Annotated in this window: 16 protein-coding genes and 2 pseudogenes; 12 read left to right on the plus strand and 6 right to left on the minus strand. The window is 64.6% G+C overall.

What is annotated here, in order from left to right; all coding sequences use genetic code 11:
- The first annotated feature begins 34 nt into the window (after positions 1 to 34).
- The 4 genes from AB3L03_RS25760 to AB3L03_RS25775 all read left to right on the plus strand — a co-directional run bounded on the left by AB3L03_RS25760 (position 35) and on the right by AB3L03_RS25775 (position 4,304).
- Positions 35 to 868, plus strand: a complete 834-nt coding sequence (locus AB3L03_RS25760) for a GyrI-like domain-containing protein (RefSeq protein ID WP_368507209.1) — start codon at positions 35 to 37, stop codon at positions 866 to 868.
- A gap of 135 nt (positions 869 to 1,003) precedes the next feature.
- A complete protein-coding gene (locus AB3L03_RS25765; protein WP_018454117.1) occupies positions 1,004 to 1,930 on the plus strand; it encodes an SMP-30/gluconolactonase/LRE family protein in 927 nt (308 codons plus the stop codon).
- A gap of 117 nt (positions 1,931 to 2,047) precedes the next feature.
- Entirely contained in the window at positions 2,048 to 2,641 is a 594-nt protein-coding gene (locus tag AB3L03_RS25770) for a GNAT family N-acetyltransferase (RefSeq protein ID WP_368507210.1), read from the plus strand.
- Between the two features lie 16 nt (positions 2,642 to 2,657).
- On the plus strand, positions 2,658 to 4,304 hold the full coding sequence (locus AB3L03_RS25775) for a GMC family oxidoreductase (RefSeq protein ID WP_018454119.1): 1,647 nt from the start codon (positions 2,658 to 2,660) through the stop codon (positions 4,302 to 4,304).
- A 408-nt stretch (positions 4,305 to 4,712) separates the two neighbouring features.
- Here the strand turns inward: AB3L03_RS25775 and AB3L03_RS25780 are convergent, their stop codons facing one another.
- Positions 4,713 to 5,555: a MoxR family ATPase gene (locus AB3L03_RS25780; protein ID WP_007600695.1), complete on the minus strand. Its 843-nt coding sequence runs from the start codon at positions 5,553 to 5,555 to the stop codon at positions 4,713 to 4,715.
- A 248-nt stretch (positions 5,556 to 5,803) separates the two neighbouring features.
- Here AB3L03_RS25780 and AB3L03_RS25785 point away from each other — a divergent pair, with 248 nt between their 5' ends.
- From AB3L03_RS25785 to sseA, 3 genes are all read left to right on the plus strand, one after another.
- Positions 5,804 to 6,979, plus strand: coding sequence for a VWA domain-containing protein (locus AB3L03_RS25785; protein ID WP_018454121.1), 1,176 nt, complete (start codon positions 5,804 to 5,806; stop codon positions 6,977 to 6,979).
- A 42-nt stretch (positions 6,980 to 7,021) separates the two neighbouring features.
- Positions 7,022 to 7,435 (plus strand): rhodanese-like domain-containing protein, encoded by a 414-nt coding sequence (locus AB3L03_RS25790; RefSeq protein ID WP_018454122.1) that lies wholly within the window; start codon positions 7,022 to 7,024, stop codon positions 7,433 to 7,435.
- 222 nt (positions 7,436 to 7,657) lie between these two features.
- Entirely contained in the window at positions 7,658 to 8,509 is an 852-nt protein-coding gene (gene sseA / locus AB3L03_RS25795) for a 3-mercaptopyruvate sulfurtransferase (RefSeq protein ID WP_085361463.1), read from the plus strand.
- Here sseA and AB3L03_RS25800 read toward each other — a convergent pair.
- Entirely contained in the window at positions 8,453 to 9,355 is a 903-nt protein-coding gene (locus AB3L03_RS25800; RefSeq protein WP_368509073.1) for a hypothetical protein, read from the minus strand. The genes sseA and AB3L03_RS25800 overlap by 57 nt on opposite strands.
- Positions 9,356 to 9,677: 322 nt before the next feature.
- Here AB3L03_RS25800 and AB3L03_RS25805 point away from each other — a divergent pair.
- The 3 genes and pseudogenes from AB3L03_RS25805 (at position 9,678) to AB3L03_RS25815 (ending at position 11,995) form a co-directional block, all read left to right on the plus strand.
- Positions 9,678 to 10,869, plus strand: a pseudogene (locus tag AB3L03_RS25805) (L,D-transpeptidase family protein).
- Positions 10,870 to 11,025: 156 nt separating this feature from the next.
- The gene (locus tag AB3L03_RS25810; RefSeq protein WP_368507211.1) at positions 11,026 to 11,637 is read left to right on the plus strand and encodes an NAD-dependent epimerase/dehydratase family protein; all 612 of its coding nucleotides are present in this window, start codon (positions 11,026 to 11,028) and stop codon (positions 11,635 to 11,637) included.
- On the plus strand, positions 11,540 to 11,995 hold the full coding sequence (locus AB3L03_RS25815; protein WP_368507212.1) for an NAD-dependent epimerase/dehydratase family protein: 456 nt from the start codon (positions 11,540 to 11,542) through the stop codon (positions 11,993 to 11,995). Before AB3L03_RS25810 ends, AB3L03_RS25815 begins: the two co-directional genes overlap by 98 nt.
- Before the next feature lie 6 nt (positions 11,996 to 12,001).
- Here AB3L03_RS25815 and AB3L03_RS25820 read toward each other — a convergent pair whose 3' ends face one another.
- Together AB3L03_RS25820 and AB3L03_RS25825 are read right to left on the minus strand one after the other, a co-directional pair.
- Positions 12,002 to 12,964 (minus strand): D-2-hydroxyacid dehydrogenase family protein, encoded by a 963-nt coding sequence (locus tag AB3L03_RS25820; RefSeq protein WP_085351864.1) that lies wholly within the window; start codon positions 12,962 to 12,964, stop codon positions 12,002 to 12,004.
- A 104-nt stretch (positions 12,965 to 13,068) separates the two neighbouring features.
- Positions 13,069 to 13,284, minus strand: a complete 216-nt coding sequence (locus tag AB3L03_RS25825; protein ID WP_018454129.1) for a hypothetical protein — start codon at positions 13,282 to 13,284, stop codon at positions 13,069 to 13,071.
- A gap of 232 nt (positions 13,285 to 13,516) precedes the next feature.
- Between AB3L03_RS25825 and ettA the strand changes: the two genes are divergently transcribed.
- Positions 13,517 to 15,166 carry an energy-dependent translational throttle protein EttA gene (ettA, locus tag AB3L03_RS25830; RefSeq protein WP_018454130.1) on the plus strand — a complete coding sequence of 550 codons (1,650 nt, stop codon included), beginning with the start codon at positions 13,517 to 13,519 and terminating at the stop codon, positions 15,164 to 15,166.
- 7 nt (positions 15,167 to 15,173) lie between these two features.
- Positions 15,174 to 16,401, plus strand: a pseudogene (locus AB3L03_RS25835) (lytic murein transglycosylase).
- An 86-nt stretch (positions 16,402 to 16,487) separates the two neighbouring features.
- Here the strand turns inward: AB3L03_RS25835 and AB3L03_RS25840 are convergent.
- Positions 16,488 to 16,772 carry a hypothetical protein gene (locus tag AB3L03_RS25840; protein WP_007613695.1) on the minus strand — a complete coding sequence of 95 codons (285 nt, stop codon included), beginning with the start codon at positions 16,770 to 16,772 and terminating at the stop codon, positions 16,488 to 16,490.
- Between the two features lie 211 nt (positions 16,773 to 16,983).
- Positions 16,984 to 17,316 (minus strand): hypothetical protein, encoded by a 333-nt coding sequence (locus AB3L03_RS25845; protein WP_317245861.1) that lies wholly within the window; start codon positions 17,314 to 17,316, stop codon positions 16,984 to 16,986.
- Positions 17,317 to 17,436 lie beyond the last annotated feature (120 nt).

A 17,436-nucleotide genomic window follows, 5' to 3' on the forward strand; every position in this document is an offset into this window, starting at 1 on the left:
GTGCATCATGGTCGCGCTTCGAACGAGAAACGCCATGAACCCAGCCCAGCGCGCGCTCTGGTATGTCGAGAGCCATCTGGTCGAGCCGATGACGCTCGACGAGATCGCTGCGATATCGGGCGTGTCGCGGTTCCACATCGTGCGCGCGTTTGCCGTAGCCACCGGCCTGCCGGTGATGCGGTACGTGCGCGCGCGGCGGCTGAGCGAAGCGGCGCGCAGTCTTGCGAAAGGCGCGCCGGACATCCTGTCGCTGGCGCTGGAGGCCGATTACGGCTCGCACGAAGCATTCACCCGCGCGTTCCGCGACCAGTTCGGCACCACGCCCGAAGCGGTGCGCGCCGCGCAATGCACCGGCCATCTCAAGCTTCAGGAGCCGATCCTCATGGATTCAACCATCTCGGACAAACTCGCCAACCCGCGCTTCGAAACCACAAAGGCCTTCCTCGTCGCAGGCATCAGCGAGCGCATCTCCTGCGACAACGGCGCGGCCATTCCTGGACTGTGGCAGCGCTTCCACCAGGAGGTCGCCGACATTCCCGCGCGCGTTGGACCGGTCGCCTATGGCGTCTGCTGCAACGGCGACGATGCCGGCAATTTCGACTACATTGCCGGCGTCGAGGTCGCCGATTTCTCCGAACTGCCGCGCCCCTTCGGCCGTATCCGCATCCCCGAGCAGCGCTATGCGGTGTTCACCCACACCGACCACGTCGCCTCGATCAGGCGCACCGTCAACGCGATCTGGAATCAGTGGCTGCCGGCCTCCGGCCTGAAGGCTGCCGATGCGCCGAACTTCGAGCGCTACGACGAGAAATTCGATCCCGCCACCGGCAATGGCGGCCTGGAGATTTGGATACCCGTGCGAGATTAGCGCGCAACGCTGGCATACCATCCGGCTTGCTTGGCAAGCCCCGGTGACTTTGTCATAACCGCAGGCAATCTTGCGTGTGGGGCCCGTGCCGGACATCCCGCGCAAGTCATAACAAGCAGCCGGGAGGGTCCCCACATGTCCAACGTCCGCGTTCTCGCCACCGACCTCGAATTTCCCGAAGGGCCGGTCGTGATGCCGGACGGCTCGGTCGTGCTGGTGGAAATCCGCGGCCAGCGCCTGACCCGAATCCATCCCGACGGGCGCAAGGAGGTCGTCGCGAAGATCCCGGGCGGCCCGAACGGCGCAGCCCTCGGCCCCGACGGCAAGATCTACATCTGCAACAATGGCGGCTTCTCCTGGATCCCGACCCGCAACATGATCATGCCGGGTCCGCAGCCCGACGGCTATCTCGGCGGCTCGATCCAGCGCGTCGATCTGCAATCCGGCCAGATCGAAACCGTCGTGACCAGATGCGGCGAGCACGATCTGCGCGGGCCGAACGATCTGGTGTTCGACAAGCAGGGCGGCCTCTGGTTCTCCGATCTCGGCAAGCGCCGCGCGCGCGAGATGGACGTCGGCGGCATGTACTATCTCAAGCCCGGCATGAAGGAGATCGTCGAGGTCGTCCACGGCGTGTTGCCGGCGAACGGCATCGGCCTCTCGCCGGACGAGACCACCGTCTACATCGCGGAGACGCCGACGGGCCGGCTCTGGGCCTACGAGCTCTCCGCGCCCGGCACGCTCAAGCCGCGCGACGCGATCTATCGCGGCGAGCGGGGCAAACCGATCTGCGGCCTCGGCGGCTACCAGATGTTCGATTCGCTGGCGGTCGAAGCCAACGGCAATGTCTGCGTCGCCACCCTCGTCTCCGGCTGCATCTCGGTGATCGCGCCCGATGGCACGCTGGTCGAGCAGATCCCGACCGGCGACCGCGTCACCACCAACATCGCCTTCGGCGGCCCCGAGCTGAAGACCGCCTACATCACCCTCTCCGGCAAGGGCGAGCTGATCGCCATGGACTGGCCGCGCAGTGGTTTGCCGTTGAATTTCCTTAACAAGTAAACGGTGCTAGTGACCATCATTGCAACCGAAGCGAAGCAATCCAGGAATGCGTCCGCGGTGACAGTCTGGATTGCTTCGTCGCTTCGCTCCTCGCAATGACAAAGGAGAGAGTTTCAAATGCCCTGGCCTGATCCCATCACCCTGCGCGGACAGCATGCCGCTCTGGAGCCGCTGTCGCATCAGCACCGCGAGGGGCTGAGCGAGGCCGTGAAGGATGGTGAGCTCTCCACCATCTGGTACACCGCAATCCCGACGCCGGACAACATGGGCAAGGAAATCGACCGCCGGCTCGGTCTTCAGGCCGCCAGCTCGATGCTCCCCTTCACCGTATTCGATGGCAGCGGCAAGATCGTGGGCATGACGACCTACATGAACATCGATGCGGCCAACCGCCGCGTCGAGATCGGCTCGACCTGGTATGGTAAGAGCGCGCAACGCGGCCCGCTCAACACGCAGTGCAAATTGCTGCTGCTCACCCACGCCTTCGAAACCCTGGACTGCATCGCGGTGGAATTCCGCACCCACTTCTTCAATCACCAGAGCCGCCGCGCCATCGAGCGCCTGGGCGCCAAGCAGGACGGCATCCTGCGCAGCCACCAGGTCGCGCCGAACGGCACGCTACGCGACACCGTGGTCTACAGCATCACCGCGGCCGAATGGCCTACGGTGCGAACGCATTTGAATTATCAACTCAACGACAAGCCGCGCTAGAGGCGGCCGAGGCACCATGGACAGATTTGATTATGTGATCGTCGGCGCGGGCTCCGCCGGTTGCGTGCTCACCAGCCGGCTGAGCGAAAACCCTGCGACCAGCGTTTGCGTGCTCGAGGCCGGCCCGAGCGACTGGCATCCCTACATCCATCTGCCGGCCGGCTTCATCAAGACCTTCCACATGAAGAGCATCAACTGGGCCTACCAGCAGGAGGTCGGACCCTGGACCGGCGGCCGCAGCATCTACGCGCCGCGCGGCAAGACGCTCGGCGGTTCGTCCTCGATCAACGGCCACATCTACAACCGCGGCCAGCGCATGGATTTCGACACCTGGGCGCAGATGGGCAATCGCGGCTGGGGCTATGCCGACGTGCTGCCCTACTTCCGGCGGCTGGAGAAGCGGGTCGGCGAGGGCGAGGACATTTATCGCGGCCGCGAAGGCAATCTCACCGTCACCACCATGAACTGGCGCGATCCGCTTTGCGAAGCCTTCATGGAAGGCGCGGTGAGCCTCGGCATTCCGCGCAACCCCGACTACAACGGCAAGACCCAGGAAGGCGTCTCCTATTGCCAGCGCACCATCGACAAGGGCTTGCGCGTCTCCGGCGCCACCGCTTTCCTCAAGCCCGCGATGAAGCGGCCGAACGTGCATGTCCGCACCCACGCGCATGCGACCGAGATCATCTTCGAGGGCAAGCGCGCCGTCGGCGTGCGCTACATGAAGGGCGGTCATGGCGGCACGCCGGTCGAGGTCCGCGCCAACAAGGAAGTGATCCTCTCCGGCGGCACCTATAATTCGCCGCAGCTGCTCCAGTTGTCCGGCATCGGCTCACCGGATCTGTTGCAGGCCCACGGCATCGCCGTGCGTCACGCGCTTCCGGTCGGCGAAGGCCTGCAAGATCACTACGCCCCGCGCACGGTCGCGCGCGTCAAGGACATCAGGACCATCAACGAGCTCCGCCGCGGCTGGCGTCTCTGGGTCGAGGCGATGAAATGGGCGACCGCGCGCAAAGGCCTGCTGTCGCTGTCGCCGACCATGGTCTACTGCTTCTGGCACTCCGGCGAGAGTGCGGAGAGCTCCGACCTCCAGCTCACCTTCACACCGGCGAGCTACAAGGAAGGCGTGCAGGGCCAGCTCGAGGACGAGCCCGGCATGACGGTGGCGTCCTGGCAGCAGCGCCCCGAGAGCCGCGGCTATGTCCGCATCCGCTCGGCAGATCCGTTTGCGCCGCCGATCATCCAGACCAACTATCTTGACGCCGAGCTCGACCGCCGGGTCATCGTCGGCGGCATGAAGCTCGCGCGCAGGCTTTTGAAGAGCGCGCCGCTGTCGCCCTATTACGCCTACGAGGATTTCCCCGGACCCAACGTCAATACCGACGACGAGTTTTTGGCGGCCGCCACCGAGCGCGGCACCACCACCTTCCACCCCGGCTGCACCTGCCGCATGGGCCCGGCGGATTCCACCTGGGCGGTGGTCGACGATCAGCTCCGCGTTCACGGGTTGCAAGGTCTCCGCGTCATCGATGCCTCCGTGATGCCGCGCATGATCTCGGCGAACCTCAATGCCTCAACCATGATGATCGCCGACCGCGCCTCGGACTTGATCCGCGGCAAGAAGCCGATGGAAGCCGCGCGCGTGCCGGATGCGGCGGTGGCGTAGCAAGGTCTCGTGCTCCGGACGCAGCGCTGCGCTTCCCCGGCGATGCGAAGCATCGTCCGGTGCAGCTGTGCGCTGCAGAGCCGGAGGCCCATCTCACGCGACCTTGGTCGCCCCTCGCGATTTGAAGCGCGAGTTGGAGAGGGCGATGCTCACCCTTGCTCCGTCATCGCGAGCGCAGCGATGCAATCCAGGATCTTTCCGCGGAGGCAGCCTGGATTGCTTCGCTGCGCTCGCAATGACGAGGTGGAGAGAGTGCGCCACACTCTCGGTGTCATCGCCCGGTTTGACCTGGCGATCCAGTATTCCAGAGGCGGTTATGATTGATTCGAGAAGCCGCGGCGTACTGGATTCCCCGCCTTCGCGGGGAATGACACCGGAAGGTGGGGCGGCAGCGGAGTGCGCTCGAACCTACACTTCCCTCCGGCTCAGGAACGCCAATCGCTCGAACAGATGCACGTCCTGCTCGTTCTTGAGCAGCGCACCGTGCAGTGGTGGGATCAGCTTGCGCGGGTCGCGCTCGCGCAACTGCTCGACGCTCATGTCTTCGTTGAGCAGCAGTTTGAGCCAGTCCAGAAGCTCTGAGGTGGAGGGCTTCTTCTTCAACCCGGGCACTTCGCGGACCTCGAAGAAGATGCGCAGGGCTTCCTCGACCAGCCGCTTCTTGATGCCGGGGAAGTGGACGTCGACGATCCGGGTCATGGTGTCTGCATCGGGGAACTTGATGTAATGGAAGAAGCAGCGGCGCAGGAACGCGTCCGGCAGCTCCTTCTCGTTGTTGGAGGTGATCATCATGATCGGGCGCTGCTTGGCCTTGATCGTCTCGCCGGTCTCGTAGACGTGGAATTCCATGCGGTCGAGCTCGAGCAGGAGATCATTTGGGAATTCGATGTCGGCCTTGTCGATCTCGTCGATCAGCAGCACCGGGCGCTGCTCGGCGGTGAAGGCATCCCACAGCTTGCCGCGCTTGATGTAGTTCTTGATGTCGGACACGCGGGCATCGCCAAGCTGGCTGTCGCGAAGGCGCGATACCGCGTCGTATTCATAGAGGCCTTGCTGTGCCTTGGTGGTGGACTTGATGTGCCAGGTCAGAAGCGGGGCGTTCAGCGCCTTCGCCACTTCCTCCGCCAGCACCGTCTTGCCGGTGCCGGGCTCGCCCTTGATGAGCAGCGGGCGCTCCAGCACGATCGAGGCATTGACCGCGACCTTGAGATCGTCGGTCGCAACATAGTCCTTGGTGCCGGTAAATTTCATCGCGCGTCCTTGTTGGTCGTCGTCCCAGGAATTGCCAGTTCCATGGCCCTGGTCCAACAAACGGAACGGCCGCGCGTGGCGGCCGTTCCTGGTTCGGTCAGGCTTTCAGACCCGTTTTATCAGCGAAAGGATGACGAGCACAATCGCTCCGCCAATCCCGCCTGGCGGACAATCCTGCCCAGAGCTCGTCGGGTGGGGTCTCCGAGGCGCCCCTTGACGCCGACAATCCAAAGGGCAATCTGTCACCCATGTTCCTGCAATTCTTCACTTCTCTGCGCGATGCGCAGGTCCCCGTGACGCTGCGCGAATACCTCACGCTGATGGAGGCGCTCGACGCCGACCTCGCGGACTACTCGGTCGAGAACTTCTACTATCTCTCGCGCACCTCCCTGGTGAAGGACGAGCGCAACCTCGACAAGTTCGACCGCGTCTTCGGCACCGTCTTCAAGGGGCTGGAAAGCCTGCTCGACGCCATGGAGGGAGCCGAGATCCCCGAGGAGTGGCTGAAGAAGCTCGCCGAGAAATACCTGACCGACGAAGAGAAGAAGCAGATCGAGGCCATGGGCTGGGACAAGCTCATGGAGACCCTGAAGAAGCGTCTCGAGGAGCAGAAGGGCCGTCATCAGGGCGGCTCGAAGTGGATCGGCACCGCCGGCACCTCGCCGTTCGGCGCTCATGGTTACAATCCCGAAGGCATTCGCATCGGCCAGGACAAGAACCGCAACAACCGCGCCGTCAAGGTGTGGGACAAGCGCGAGTTCAAGGATCTGGACGGCAATGTCGAGCTCGGCATCCGCAACATCAAGGTGGCATTGCGCCGCCTGCGCAAATTCGCGCGCACCGGCGCGCCGGATGAACTCGATCTCGACACCACCATCCGCGAGACCGCCAATCACGGCTATCTCGACGTGCACATGCGGCCCGAGCGCCGCAACGCGGTGAAGCTGCTAGTGTTCTTCGACATCGGCGGCTCGATGGACGCGCATATCGAGCAGGTCGAGGAGTTGTTCTCGGCGGCGAAGAGCGAGTTCAAGCACATGGAGTATTTCTACTTCCACAATTGCCTCTATGAAGGCGTGTGGAAGCAGAACAAGCGGCGCTTTACCGACCGCACCCCGACCTGGGACGTGCTGCACAAATACCCGCACGATTACAAGATCGTGTTCGTCGGCGACGCCTCGATGTCGCCCTACGAGATCATGGTGCCCGGCGGCTCGGTCGAGCACGTCAACGAGGAGCCCGGCTCGGTCTGGCTCGACCGCATCATCCGTACCTATCCGCATTCGGTGTGGCTGAACCCCGTGCAACAGAAGCACTGGGACTATTCGGAATCCACCACCATCATCAAACGCATTTTTGCCAACCGCATGTATCCGATCACGATCGAGGGACTTGAAGGTGCGATGAAGGAATTAACGCACTAGCTCGCGCTCCGCGCCGGGAATGACTACAAGAGGGAGAACCACGTGCCCCAGACCATCACCCGTGGCATCAAGGCGCTGATCGACGAGGCCAATGCCGAGATCGAGACGCTCACCGCCAAAGACGCCATCGAGATCTCCAAGAACGGCGACGTCGTCATCGTCGACATCCGCGATCCCCGCGAGATCGAGCGCGACGGCCGCATCCCCGGCGCGTTCGCCTGCACCCGCGGCATGCTCGAATTCTGGATCGATCCGCAGAGCCCTTATGCCAAGCCGGTGTTCCAGGAGGACAAGAAGTTCGTCTTCCATTGCGCCGGCGGCTTGCGCTCTGCGCTCGCCGCCAAGACTGCGCAGGACATGGGCCTCAAGCCCGTCGCCCACATCGCGGGCGGCTACGCCGCCTGGCGCGACGCCGGCGGGCCGACCCAACAGTGGGAGCCGAAGAAGAAGGGGTGAGGGTGCTGCGCTGCCGCTCCAATCTCCGGCGTCATTCCCCGCGAAAGCGGGGAATCCAGTACGCCGCGGCCTCTCGGCTCAATTACAATCGCCTCTGGAATACTGGATCGCCCGGTCCTAGTGCGCAATTGCGCACTGGCCGGGCGATGACAGCGGAGTTGGATGCGCACTGCTTCAACCTCGCTCACGTTGCGCTCGCGCGGAATAATAGAAAGATCTCGCATGCCCACCGATCCCCTCGTCTCTACCGAATGGCTCGCCGCCCACATCAATGACGCCAACGTCAAGGTGCTCGACGCCAGCTTCAAGCTGCCGGGTGTGCTGCCATTGCCGAAGGACGATTATCTCGCCGCGCATCTGCCGGGCGCGGTGTTCTTCGACGTCGATGCGATCTCGGACCATTCCAACCCGCTGCCGCACATGTATCCGAGTGCCGAGCAGTTCGGCCGCGACGTCGGTCATCTCGGCATCTCCAATGCCGACACCGTCGTGATCTATGATGCCGGCGGCTGGGTCGCTGCTCCCCGCGCGTGGTGGATGTTCCTGGCTTTCGGGCACGGCAATGTGCGCATCCTCAATGGCGGCCTGAAGAAGTGGCGCGCCGAGGGGCGTCCGGTCGAGAGTGGCGAGGCGAAGCCGAAGCCTGCGACGTTCACGGCCAGCTACGATTCAAAACGCGTGCGCAGCATGCAGCAATTGATCGCCAACGTCGAAAGCCGTGCCGAGCAGGTGATCGACGCGCGCGCCGCCGACCGGTTCGAGGGCCGGGCGCCGGAGCCGCGCGCAGGCATCCGCTCCGGCCATATCCCGGGCGCGCGCAACGTGCCCTACAATCTCCTGTTCGACGCCGCGACCGGCACGATGAAGCCGCTTGATGATCTCCGCGCTGCCTTTACCAACGCCGGCGTCAGGCTCGATGCGCCGATCGTGACGAGCTGCGGCTCCGGGGTCTCCGCCGGCGTGCTGACATTGGCGCTCTATCGCCTCGGCATCACCGACACCGCGCTCTACGATGGCTCATGGTCGGAATGGGGCCAGGAAAAGGGACCGCCGATCGCAACCGGGCCGGCGTAACCCTACTCGACGTGCGCGCGCGGTCGTCGTTGCGGCGAGCGTGGGTTGCGGTTGTCCGAACGGATCGAGTTGCTGAACCGGCGGCGGCGCGCGCCGGACAATGCGGCGGCGCTTCTTGACGCGATGCGCCCGCGGCTTGGTCGCCTTGCTCTCCGGCGACCTGCTGTCGGCCTTAGAGCCGGCCTTGGCCTTCGCCGGCGGACCCTCCCAGGCCGTGGTCGCCGGGTCGTTCAATGCGGCGAACTTCGCGCTCGCCATGTCGAACCTGGACGAAGCCGAGGCTCCGCTGGGGGCGGCAGGTGTTGGTTTGCTCGCGAGAGCGATCGCAACGGGCTTGGCCTCGGCGATGGATGCGCTGGCGTCGGCCGGAGTAAGCGTGTTGCTTGAGGCCTGCACCGCGGCGTCCGTCGTCGTCTCGGCCTTGGTCTCCGCATTGGCCGGTTCGGCCGGGACGTCAGCCGGAGGTGCAACGACCTGCGGCTGACCGTCGGTCTCAGTAGTCAGCGCGACCACTTGTTCGGGCTCGCTCATCGGCAGTGCGATGGTCGGGACTTGATCGCGCAGCGACGGCGTCGGATCGGTGGCCGCTTCCGGCTCGACGCGGAGGACCGCGAGCACCGGCTGGGCCGGCTCGGGAGCTTGTGCAAACACCTGCTCCTGCGGGCCGTTCCGCCAGGAGGGGTTGCTGACATACTGCTCGTGGCTCGCCCGCAGCAGCGCGGCGGCGCCCAGGCCGAATACCAGGATGGAGGCTGACAGCAGGATCGCGGCAAACAGGAAGCGAAAGCCGGGAAGCATCGAGGGATTGCGAATTTCCGCCCCGGCGGTGAAGTGGCCAGGGCCCATGAGCCATCTGAACGCGGTGACGGTACTGCTTGCCGCGTTCGCCACGCGGGGATCGAAGCTCAAAGCGGAGGCGAATCAGGCTGATCTCGAACATACCGCAACGATTCCGCGCCGTTCCCTAAAAAACGGAGCCGGCGACTCCGGCGATCTCGGGCGTGGGCTGATTTTCGCCCCGTGATGCAAGGAGGCAACGGTAGTCTTGCGGATCACAAATCGGCAAATCAGGCACAAATCCGCCTGTAATGTCTTGAATGTGCCGCTATCTTCCGTCATCTGGCCGTTAACGGTCCGGACGGGGCCCGGGGACTATACAAGAGCGATGATGATCAAACATTTTCTGACGATATGCGCTGCCGCAACAGTCGCTGCGGCGGGAACCTCGCTCGCACAGGCCCAGAGCTATCCGGTCCAGCAGGCGCCGAGCTATGGCGCGCCGCCGGCCGAATATCGGCCCGGCGACCGCGCGCCGAGTTTCGACGCGCTCGACGATGAAGATGACGCGATGCCGCAGGCAGCGCTGCCGCCGCCCGGTCCGGATCCGCGTTACGGCCGTCCGTCCGGCGCTCCCCCGGTGTATTCCGCCGCGCCGCCGCAGGGTCCGGTGATGTCGCCCGATGATCCCCGTTATGGCCGTCCCGCAGGTGCCCCCGTCTACTCGGCCGCGCCGCCGCAGGGTCCCGTGACGTCGCCCGACGACCCGCGCTACGGCCGCCCTGCCGGCCCGCCCGCGGTGATCTACGCCGATCGTCCGGCTCAGGCGCCCGGCAGTGATGGCCTGCGTCCGCCCGAGGCGGTCGGTGGTCCCGCCGCGACCGGAACGGTCCAGGCTGGGCAGCCGCCCGTTGGTGCCGACGGTCGGCCGATGGCGATCGCCTCGCTGCCGCCCGAGGAGCAGCCTGACGCTGCTCCGGCGCAGCTGCCGCAGAACCTGCGCCGTCAGGAGGTCTCGCTGGCGACCAAGGAGCCGGCCGGAACACTCATCGTCGATACCCCAAATACCTACCTCTATTACGTGCTGGGCAACGGCCGCGCGATCCGCTACGGCGTCCGCGTTGGCCGGGACGGCTTCACCTGGACCGGCGTGCAGAAGATCACCCGCAAGGCCGAGTGGCCGGATTGGCATCCGCCGACCGAGATGATCGAGCGCCAGCCCTATCTGCCGCGTTTCATGGCCGGCGGTCCCGGCAATCCGCTCGGCGCCCGTGCGATGTATCTCGGCTCGACCGTCTACCGCATCCACGGCACCAACCAGCCCCTCGACGATCGGCAAGTTCGTGTCGTCCGGCTGCATCGGCATGCTGAACGAGGACGTCTCCGACTTGTTCGATCGCGTCAAGGTCGGCACCCGCGTGGTCGTGATGCCGGGTGGTCCGCCGCCGGGAACGGCGACCGCATCCGCCGCGCCCATGCCCGGCACTGCCGGCCCCGCACCAATGGCCGCGCAGGCCGGCCCGGTCGGAGGCACCCAGCCGACAGTGGTGCCGCCGCTGCCCGCGCCCGTCACCGTGCGCTGAATCGGCTTCGCAAGAATTGATCTGATGACGGCGCATGGCCTTCGGTCACGCGCCGTCATCATTTGACGCATGCGTGCAGGTCGCACTTGCGCATACTTGAACGGCTCCGCACCTCGATTACGTCCGGGAGGATTGCAACGAATTGAGGAGCACAGGATGCGCATCTTTGTTGCGGGCGCGACCGGCGCGGTCGGTCAGTATCTTGTTCCGGCGCTGGTCGCCGCGGGTCATTCGGTGATCGGCACGACACGGAGTGCGGCAAAAACAGACCTTGTACGGCGATTGGGTGCGGAGCCGGTCGTTGCCGACGGTCTCGATGCCGACAGCATGCGCGCTGCGGTGATTGCGGCAAAGCCCAACGCCGTCATCCACCAGATGACAGATCTCGCGGCCGCCACGGACCTCCGGCATTTCGATCGGGCTTTCAAGCGAACCAACGAGCTCCGCACCCGCGGAACCGACATTCTGCTCAACGCCGCGCGCGAGGCCGGCGCCAAGCGCTTCATCGCGCAAAGCTTCTGCGGCTGGACCTTCAGTCGCGCCGGCGGAACGGTGAAGATCGAGACCGATGAACTCGACTCGAATCCACCGCGAGAGCTGCGACGCACGCTCGAGGCAATCCGCTATCTGGAGCAGAATCATCACCGCTTCGACGAAGCCGGAGGGCATCGTGCTGCGCTATGGATTCTTCTATGGACCCGGCACCGGCACGCTCTCGCCGGCGATGATCGACCAGCTGCGCCACCGGCGTGTGCCGGTGATCGGTGACGGCGGCGGCACGTGGTCGTTCATTCACACCGAAGATGCAGCCTCTGCCACGCTCGCCGCGCTTGAACGCGGACGCACCGGCAGCATCTACAATATCGTCGACGATCATCCGGCGCCGGTGAAGGATTGGTTGCCCGCGCTGGCCGAACTCCTCGGTGCCAAGCCGCCGCGTCACATCCCCGCCTGGCTCGGGCGCCTGCTTGCGGGCGAGCATATGGTTGCGATGATGACGGAGGTGCGTGGAGCCTCCAACGGCAAGGCCAAGCGCGAGCTCGGTTGGCTGCCGGCGCATGCCTCCTGGCGCGACGGCTTTGCCGATGCGGCACGGCAGCCCACCAGCCAGCGCTCGGCGGCCTGAGGCATATCAGGCCAGCTTGCGCGGCAGCTCACCGCCCTTGGTGAAAGCGTCGATCGCCTCGACCATCTGGCCGTAATGGATGCGCAAGCCGTCCGCGGTGGCGTAGCCGAGATGCGGCGTCAGGACGAGATTGTCGAGCTTGCGGAAGGGATGGTCCGTCGGCAACGGCTCGACCGAGAACACGTCGATGCCGGCGCCTGCAATCCTCTTCTGCTGCAACGCCTCGAGCAGTGCCTGCTCGTCCACGATCGGCCCGCGCGCGGTGTTGACGAGGAAGGCCGTCGGTTTCATCCGCGCCAGATCGGAAGCCCCGACCAGCCCGCGCGAGCGCTCGCTCAGCACCACATGGATGCTGACGATATCGGCCTTGGTGAACAGCTCCTCCTTGGTGGCATAGCCGACCCCGACGTCCTTGCACTTCTCCGGGGTCAGGTTCGGGCTCCAGGCGATCACGTTCATGCCGAACGCCTTCGCGATATCAGCCATCTTGCTGCCGAGCTTGCCGAGCCCGACGACGCCGAGCGTCAATCCCTCGATCTCGACGCCGGCAAAGGCCTGCCAGGGCTCGCCCGCATGCATGCGCGCGTTCTCGCGGCCGATGCCGCGGGTCAGTTCCAGGATCAGGCCCATGGTGAGGGGCGCGGTCGGATCGCGCGAATATTGCGTGCCGCCGATCGTGACGCCCCGCGCCTTGGCGGCCTCCATGTCGATCGAGGCGTTGCGCATGCCTGACGTCAGCAGGAGCTTCAGCTTCGGCAGGCTTTCGAACAGGCTCTTGGGGAACGCGGTGCGCTCGCGCATCGCGCAGACGATCTCGAAATCGGCCAGCGCGCTCGCCGCGGCCTGCTCGGAGACGAAGGGATGGCTGAACACGGTGACGTCGATGCGGTCGGACAGGCTTTGCCAATCGGCGACGTCGAGGGCGAGGTTGAAATAGTCGTCGAGAATTGCACAGCGCAGCCGCGTCATCAGCGTTCTTCCATGGCGAGAGGTGGAACCAGGCCATGGTTGCGCGCAATCAGGACCGTGCGCAAGCCGTGCGCGTCTTCAAAAATCCGACAGGTGATAAAGGCTCAGAGGTCGCGGGGCTTGAGCCGGAACGGCGCATTCATGCCGTGCTTGGCGCGCCAGGCCGGGCCGGGGCCGCGCATGTAATGCAGTTCGGGCCGGTAGGGGTTGAAAGCGGTGGCAAAGAAGCGCTTCCAGAAGCCCTTGATCTCCGAGGCAAATGCGGAGGCGCTGCCGGCTTCCGCCGGAACGGGAAGGGAGTTGGTCTCGATCATGGCCATGACGCTGTCTCGCTGTGCTCCCGTTCATTCTGAGCGGGTGGCGCTGTTTCCGCGCGAAACCGAGCTTTGGCCTGATTTATTAAAAGATGGTTTCAATTGTCCGGATCGGCGGCGGGATGGTGTCCGTCCCGTATTCATCCGTGGTGAACGGAGGGAAAACATTGCCCTTTCGGGGCGGGATCGCTACATCGGCGGCAAGCAAATTTCCTCAAATCGAAGGTTTTCGGGACCGATGGCGCGCCAGTTCATCTATTTCATGCAGGGCCTGACCAAGAGCTACCCGACCCGGAAGGTGCTCGATAACATCCATCTGAGCTTCTATCCGGACGCCAAGATCGGCGTGCTCGGTGTCAACGGCTCGGGCAAGTCGACGCTGCTCAAAATCATGGCCGGCCTCGACAAGGAGTACAACGGCGAGGCCTGGGTCGCCCAGGGCGCCCGCGTCGGCTATCTCGAGCAGGAGCCGCATCTCGATCCGGCATTGAGCGTGCGCGAGAACGTCATGCTGGGCGTCGCCAAGCAGAAGGCCATCCTCGATCGCTACAACGAGCTGGCGATGAACTACTCCGAGGAGACCGCCGACGAGATGACCAAGCTGCAGGACGAGATCGAGGCCCAGGGCCTCTGGGATCTCGACAGCAAGGTCGACCAGGCCATGGACGCGCTGCGCTGTCCGCCCGACGATGCCGACGTGTCGAAACTCTCCGGCGGTGAGCGCCGCCGCGTCGCGTTGTGCAAGCTGCTGCTCGACCAGCCTGAGTTGTTGCTGCTGGACGAACCGACCAACCATCTCGACGCGGAATCGGTGTCGTGGCTGGAAGGCCATCTGCGCAACTATCCCGGCGCGATCCTGATCGTCACCCATGACCGCTACTTCCTCGACAACGTCACGAGCTGGATTCTCGAGCTCGATCGCGGCAAGGGCATTCCCTACGAGGGCAATTACTCGTCCTGGCTGCAGCAGAAACAGAAGCGGCTCGAGCAGGAGGGCCGCGAGGACGCTGCGCATCAGAAGACGCTGGCCCGCGAGCAGGAATGGATCGCGTCCTCGCCGAAAGCGCGCCAGGCCAAATCCAAGGCGCGCTATCAGCGCTATGACGAACTGCTGAAACAGGCGAGCGAAAAGCAGACACAGACCGCGCAGATCACGATTCCCGTGGCCGAGCGACTGGGTCAGAACGTGGTCGACTTCGAAGGGCTCAGCAAAGGTTTCGGCGATCGCATGCTGATCGACGATCTCACTTTCAAGCTGCCGCCCGGCGGTATCGTCGGCGTGATCGGCGCCAACGGCGCCGGCAAGACCACGCTGTTCAGGATGATCACCAAGCAGGAAGAGCCGGACAAGGGCACCATCACGATCGGCGAGAGCGTTCATCTCGGTTACGTCGATCAGTCCCGCGACGCGCTCGATGGCAGCAAGAATGTGTGGGAGGAGATCTCCGGCGGCAACGAGCTGATCCTGCTCGGCAAGAGGGAAGTCAATTCACGCGGCTATTGTTCGTCGTTCAACTTCAAGGGCGCCGACCAGCAGAAGAAAGTCGGCGCGCTCTCCGGCGGTGAACGCAACCGCGTGCACCTTGCGAAAATGCTGAAATCCGGCGCCAACGTTCTGCTGCTCGACGAGCCGACCAACGACCTCGACGTCGACACCCTGCGTGCGCTCGAAGAGGCGCTGGAGGATTTCGCCGGCTGCGCCGTCATCATCAGCCATGATCGCTGGTTCCTCGACCGCATCGCGACCCACATCCTGGCCTTCGAAGGCGACAGCCATGTCGAATGGTTCGAGGGCAACTTCCAGGACTACGAGAAGGACAAGATGCGCCGGCTCGGCCAGGACAGCATCATCCCGCACCGCGTGAAGTACAAGAAGCTGACGCGGTGATCTCAAAATGATGCGGCGGGTGCTGATAGCTGCGGTGATCGCTATCACCTGCAGCCTGTCGCCCGCCGGCGCTGCCGACGCCGCCTTCGCGCAGTTCATCGCCTCGCTGTGGCCGGAGGCGGAGGCCGCCGGCGTGTCGCGCGCGACGTTCGAGCGAGAGACGCGCGGGCTCGAGCCGGACTACAAGCTGCCGGATCTGATCCTGCCGGGGCGTCCCGCAACGGGGGCGCCGTCACAGGCCGAGTTCGTGCAGGTGCCGGCCGACTATGTCAGGGAAGCCTCGATCGCGCGGCTTGCGGGCGAGGGGCAGCGGTTGCTGCAAAAATATCGCCCCGCGCTGACCGAGATCGAGAAAAAACTCCGGCGTGCCTGCTACCGTGATGCTGGCGATCTGGGGCCGCGAGACCGACTATGGCCGCTATACGCTGCCTTACGATCTCGTCCGCGTGCTGGCGACGCAGGCCTATGTCGGCCGCCGCAAGGACAGCTATCGCAACGAGTTCATCCTCTCGCTGAAAATTCTCGGTGACGGCGTAGTGACACGCAAGGACATGCGCTCGTCCTGGGCCGGTGCGACCGGGCTCACGCAATTCCTGCCGTCCGAATATTACAAGCATGGCGTCGATTTCGACCGCGACGGCCGCATCGACATCTGGCACTCGGTGCCGGATGCGCTGGCCTCCGCCGCGCAGCAGCTCGTCAACAAGGGCTGGCAGAGCGGTGTACGCTGGGCCTACGAGGTGCAGGCACCGGCCAAAGTCGATTGCACCGCCGGCGTGCCCGAGGTGACGAAGCCGATCGGCCAATGGCTGCGCGAAGGCTTTGTACCGGTGCGTGGACAAAAGCTCACTGCCGCCGAGCAGGCACAGCCGGCGTCCCTGCTGCAGCCTGAAGGCATCTACGGCCCGTCCTTCCTGACCACGAAGAACTACTTCGTGATCAAGGAATACAATTTTTCCGACCTCTACGTGCTGTTCGTCGGACATCTCGCCGACCGCATGACGAGCCCGCAACCGTTCGCGACCCCATGGTCTGCCTCGAAGCAATTGCGGACCAAGGACGTCGAGGCGATGCAGCGGGGGCTCACGCACGTCGGGCTCTACAAGGACAAGATCGACGGCAAGGCGGGCATGCAGACGCGCGCTGCGCTCGGCGCCTACCAGAAGTCGGCAGGCCTCAAGGTCGATTGCTGGCCGAGCGAAGAGGTGCTGCGCTCGATCCAGGCGGCGCGATAGGCGCAGGGCTGGCTAAAGAAAAAAAGCCCGGCCGAGGTGCTCGGCCGGGCTTCGATCGCGGCGCTCATGAACGCCATGCGGTCAGATCAGTAGCAAACGCGAACCGGGCGGACGGTCCAACCGTAGCCATCCCAGTAGCGCTGGCGCTGCCAGTAGCAGGGCGGGGGCGGCGGGCCGGGCTCGGCCACATAAACCGGTCCACCATAGGCGGGACGGCTCGATGCGATGGCGCCGCCGACGATCGCGCCGCCGATCAGGCCGGCTGCGATGCCGACGCCGACCCCGTCATGGGCCTGGGCGGACGGCGTGGCGGTCACCAGCGAACCGGCGATCGTCGCAACCGTGAGGGCGGCAACTAAAGTCTTCTTCATACTCTTGGCTCTCCTGAGAGATGGATGCTCCTTGTTAGGAGCGCCCGGGGTTCAAAGGTTCACGCAGACTCTGATGGAATTGGCCTTGCAGCTAGGAAGCGCGCAAATGGTCAATCCGCGGTAAACGCACACGGAGCTGTGACGAGAAAAAGCGGTCTTTTTCAGGCCCCTAAATGAACGGCGCATCTGGAATGAGCCGGTTGGGGCGACTTCAGCCACAGACTCTGGCGCGGCGGACGCGCCAGGCATAACCGTCCCAGAAGCGCTGCTTCTGCCAGACGCAGCCGTTGCCGTAATAGTCGTCCGCGACGTAGCCCGGGCCCGGCGCATAGTAGCGCGGCGGATAGTATCCGGGACCATATGCGTAGCCCGGGCCAGGGCCTGGACCGTAATAATACGGAGAGGCCAGCGCCCCACCGACAATGGCGCCGCCGATGATTCCGGCTGCCACACCCGCGGCGACGCCGCGTTGCGCCTGGGCTGGTGTAATGGCGCTAAGGGCCACAGCGGCGACGGCAGCAATTGCCAGGAGCGACTTCTTCATTGGCTGACCTTTCGAGCAAACACGCGGGAACTCTTTGAGGGTAAAGTTCCATACTTCGTTTGAATGATCAATGAACGGCACCTTTGCCGGGGCGACCAATCGGTAAGGACCGCAGCCCAG

It is taken from the genome of Bradyrhizobium lupini (genome assembly GCF_040939785.1).
Lineage (GTDB): Bacteria > Pseudomonadota > Alphaproteobacteria > Rhizobiales > Xanthobacteraceae > Bradyrhizobium > Bradyrhizobium canariense_D.

What these genes read in the sequence shown, in the direction of transcription:
- AB3L03_RS25760 (WP_368507209.1), top strand. Translation starts at nt 35, where the DNA reads ATGAACCCAGCCCAGCGCGCGCTCTGGTATGTCGAGAGCCATCTGGTC.
- AB3L03_RS25765 (WP_018454117.1), top strand. Translation starts at nt 1,004, where the DNA reads ATGTCCAACGTCCGCGTTCTCGCCACCGACCTCGAATTTCCCGAAGGG.
- AB3L03_RS25770 (WP_368507210.1), top strand. Translation starts at nt 2,048, where the DNA reads ATGCCCTGGCCTGATCCCATCACCCTGCGCGGACAGCATGCCGCTCTG.
- AB3L03_RS25775 (WP_018454119.1), top strand. Translation starts at nt 2,658, where the DNA reads ATGGACAGATTTGATTATGTGATCGTCGGCGCGGGCTCCGCCGGTTGC.
- AB3L03_RS25780 (WP_007600695.1), bottom strand. Translation starts at nt 5,555, where the DNA reads ATGAAATTTACCGGCACCAAGGACTATGTTGCGACCGACGATCTCAAG.
- AB3L03_RS25785 (WP_018454121.1), top strand. Translation starts at nt 5,804, where the DNA reads ATGTTCCTGCAATTCTTCACTTCTCTGCGCGATGCGCAGGTCCCCGTG.
- sseA (WP_085361463.1), top strand. Translation starts at nt 7,658, where the DNA reads ATGCCCACCGATCCCCTCGTCTCTACCGAATGGCTCGCCGCCCACATC.
- AB3L03_RS25800 (WP_368509073.1), bottom strand. Translation starts at nt 9,355, where the DNA reads ATGGGCCCTGGCCACTTCACCGCCGGGGCGGAAATTCGCAATCCCTCG.
- AB3L03_RS25810 (WP_368507211.1), top strand. Translation starts at nt 11,026, where the DNA reads ATGCGCATCTTTGTTGCGGGCGCGACCGGCGCGGTCGGTCAGTATCTT.
- AB3L03_RS25820 (WP_085351864.1), bottom strand. Translation starts at nt 12,964, where the DNA reads ATGACGCGGCTGCGCTGTGCAATTCTCGACGACTATTTCAACCTCGCC.
- AB3L03_RS25825 (WP_018454129.1), bottom strand. Translation starts at nt 13,284, where the DNA reads ATGGCCATGATCGAGACCAACTCCCTTCCCGTTCCGGCGGAAGCCGGC.
- ettA (WP_018454130.1), top strand. Translation starts at nt 13,517, where the DNA reads ATGGCGCGCCAGTTCATCTATTTCATGCAGGGCCTGACCAAGAGCTAC.
- AB3L03_RS25840 (WP_007613695.1), bottom strand. Translation starts at nt 16,772, where the DNA reads ATGAAGAAGACTTTAGTTGCCGCCCTCACGGTTGCGACGATCGCCGGT.
- AB3L03_RS25845 (WP_317245861.1), bottom strand. Translation starts at nt 17,316, where the DNA reads ATGAAGAAGTCGCTCCTGGCAATTGCTGCCGTCGCCGCTGTGGCCCTT.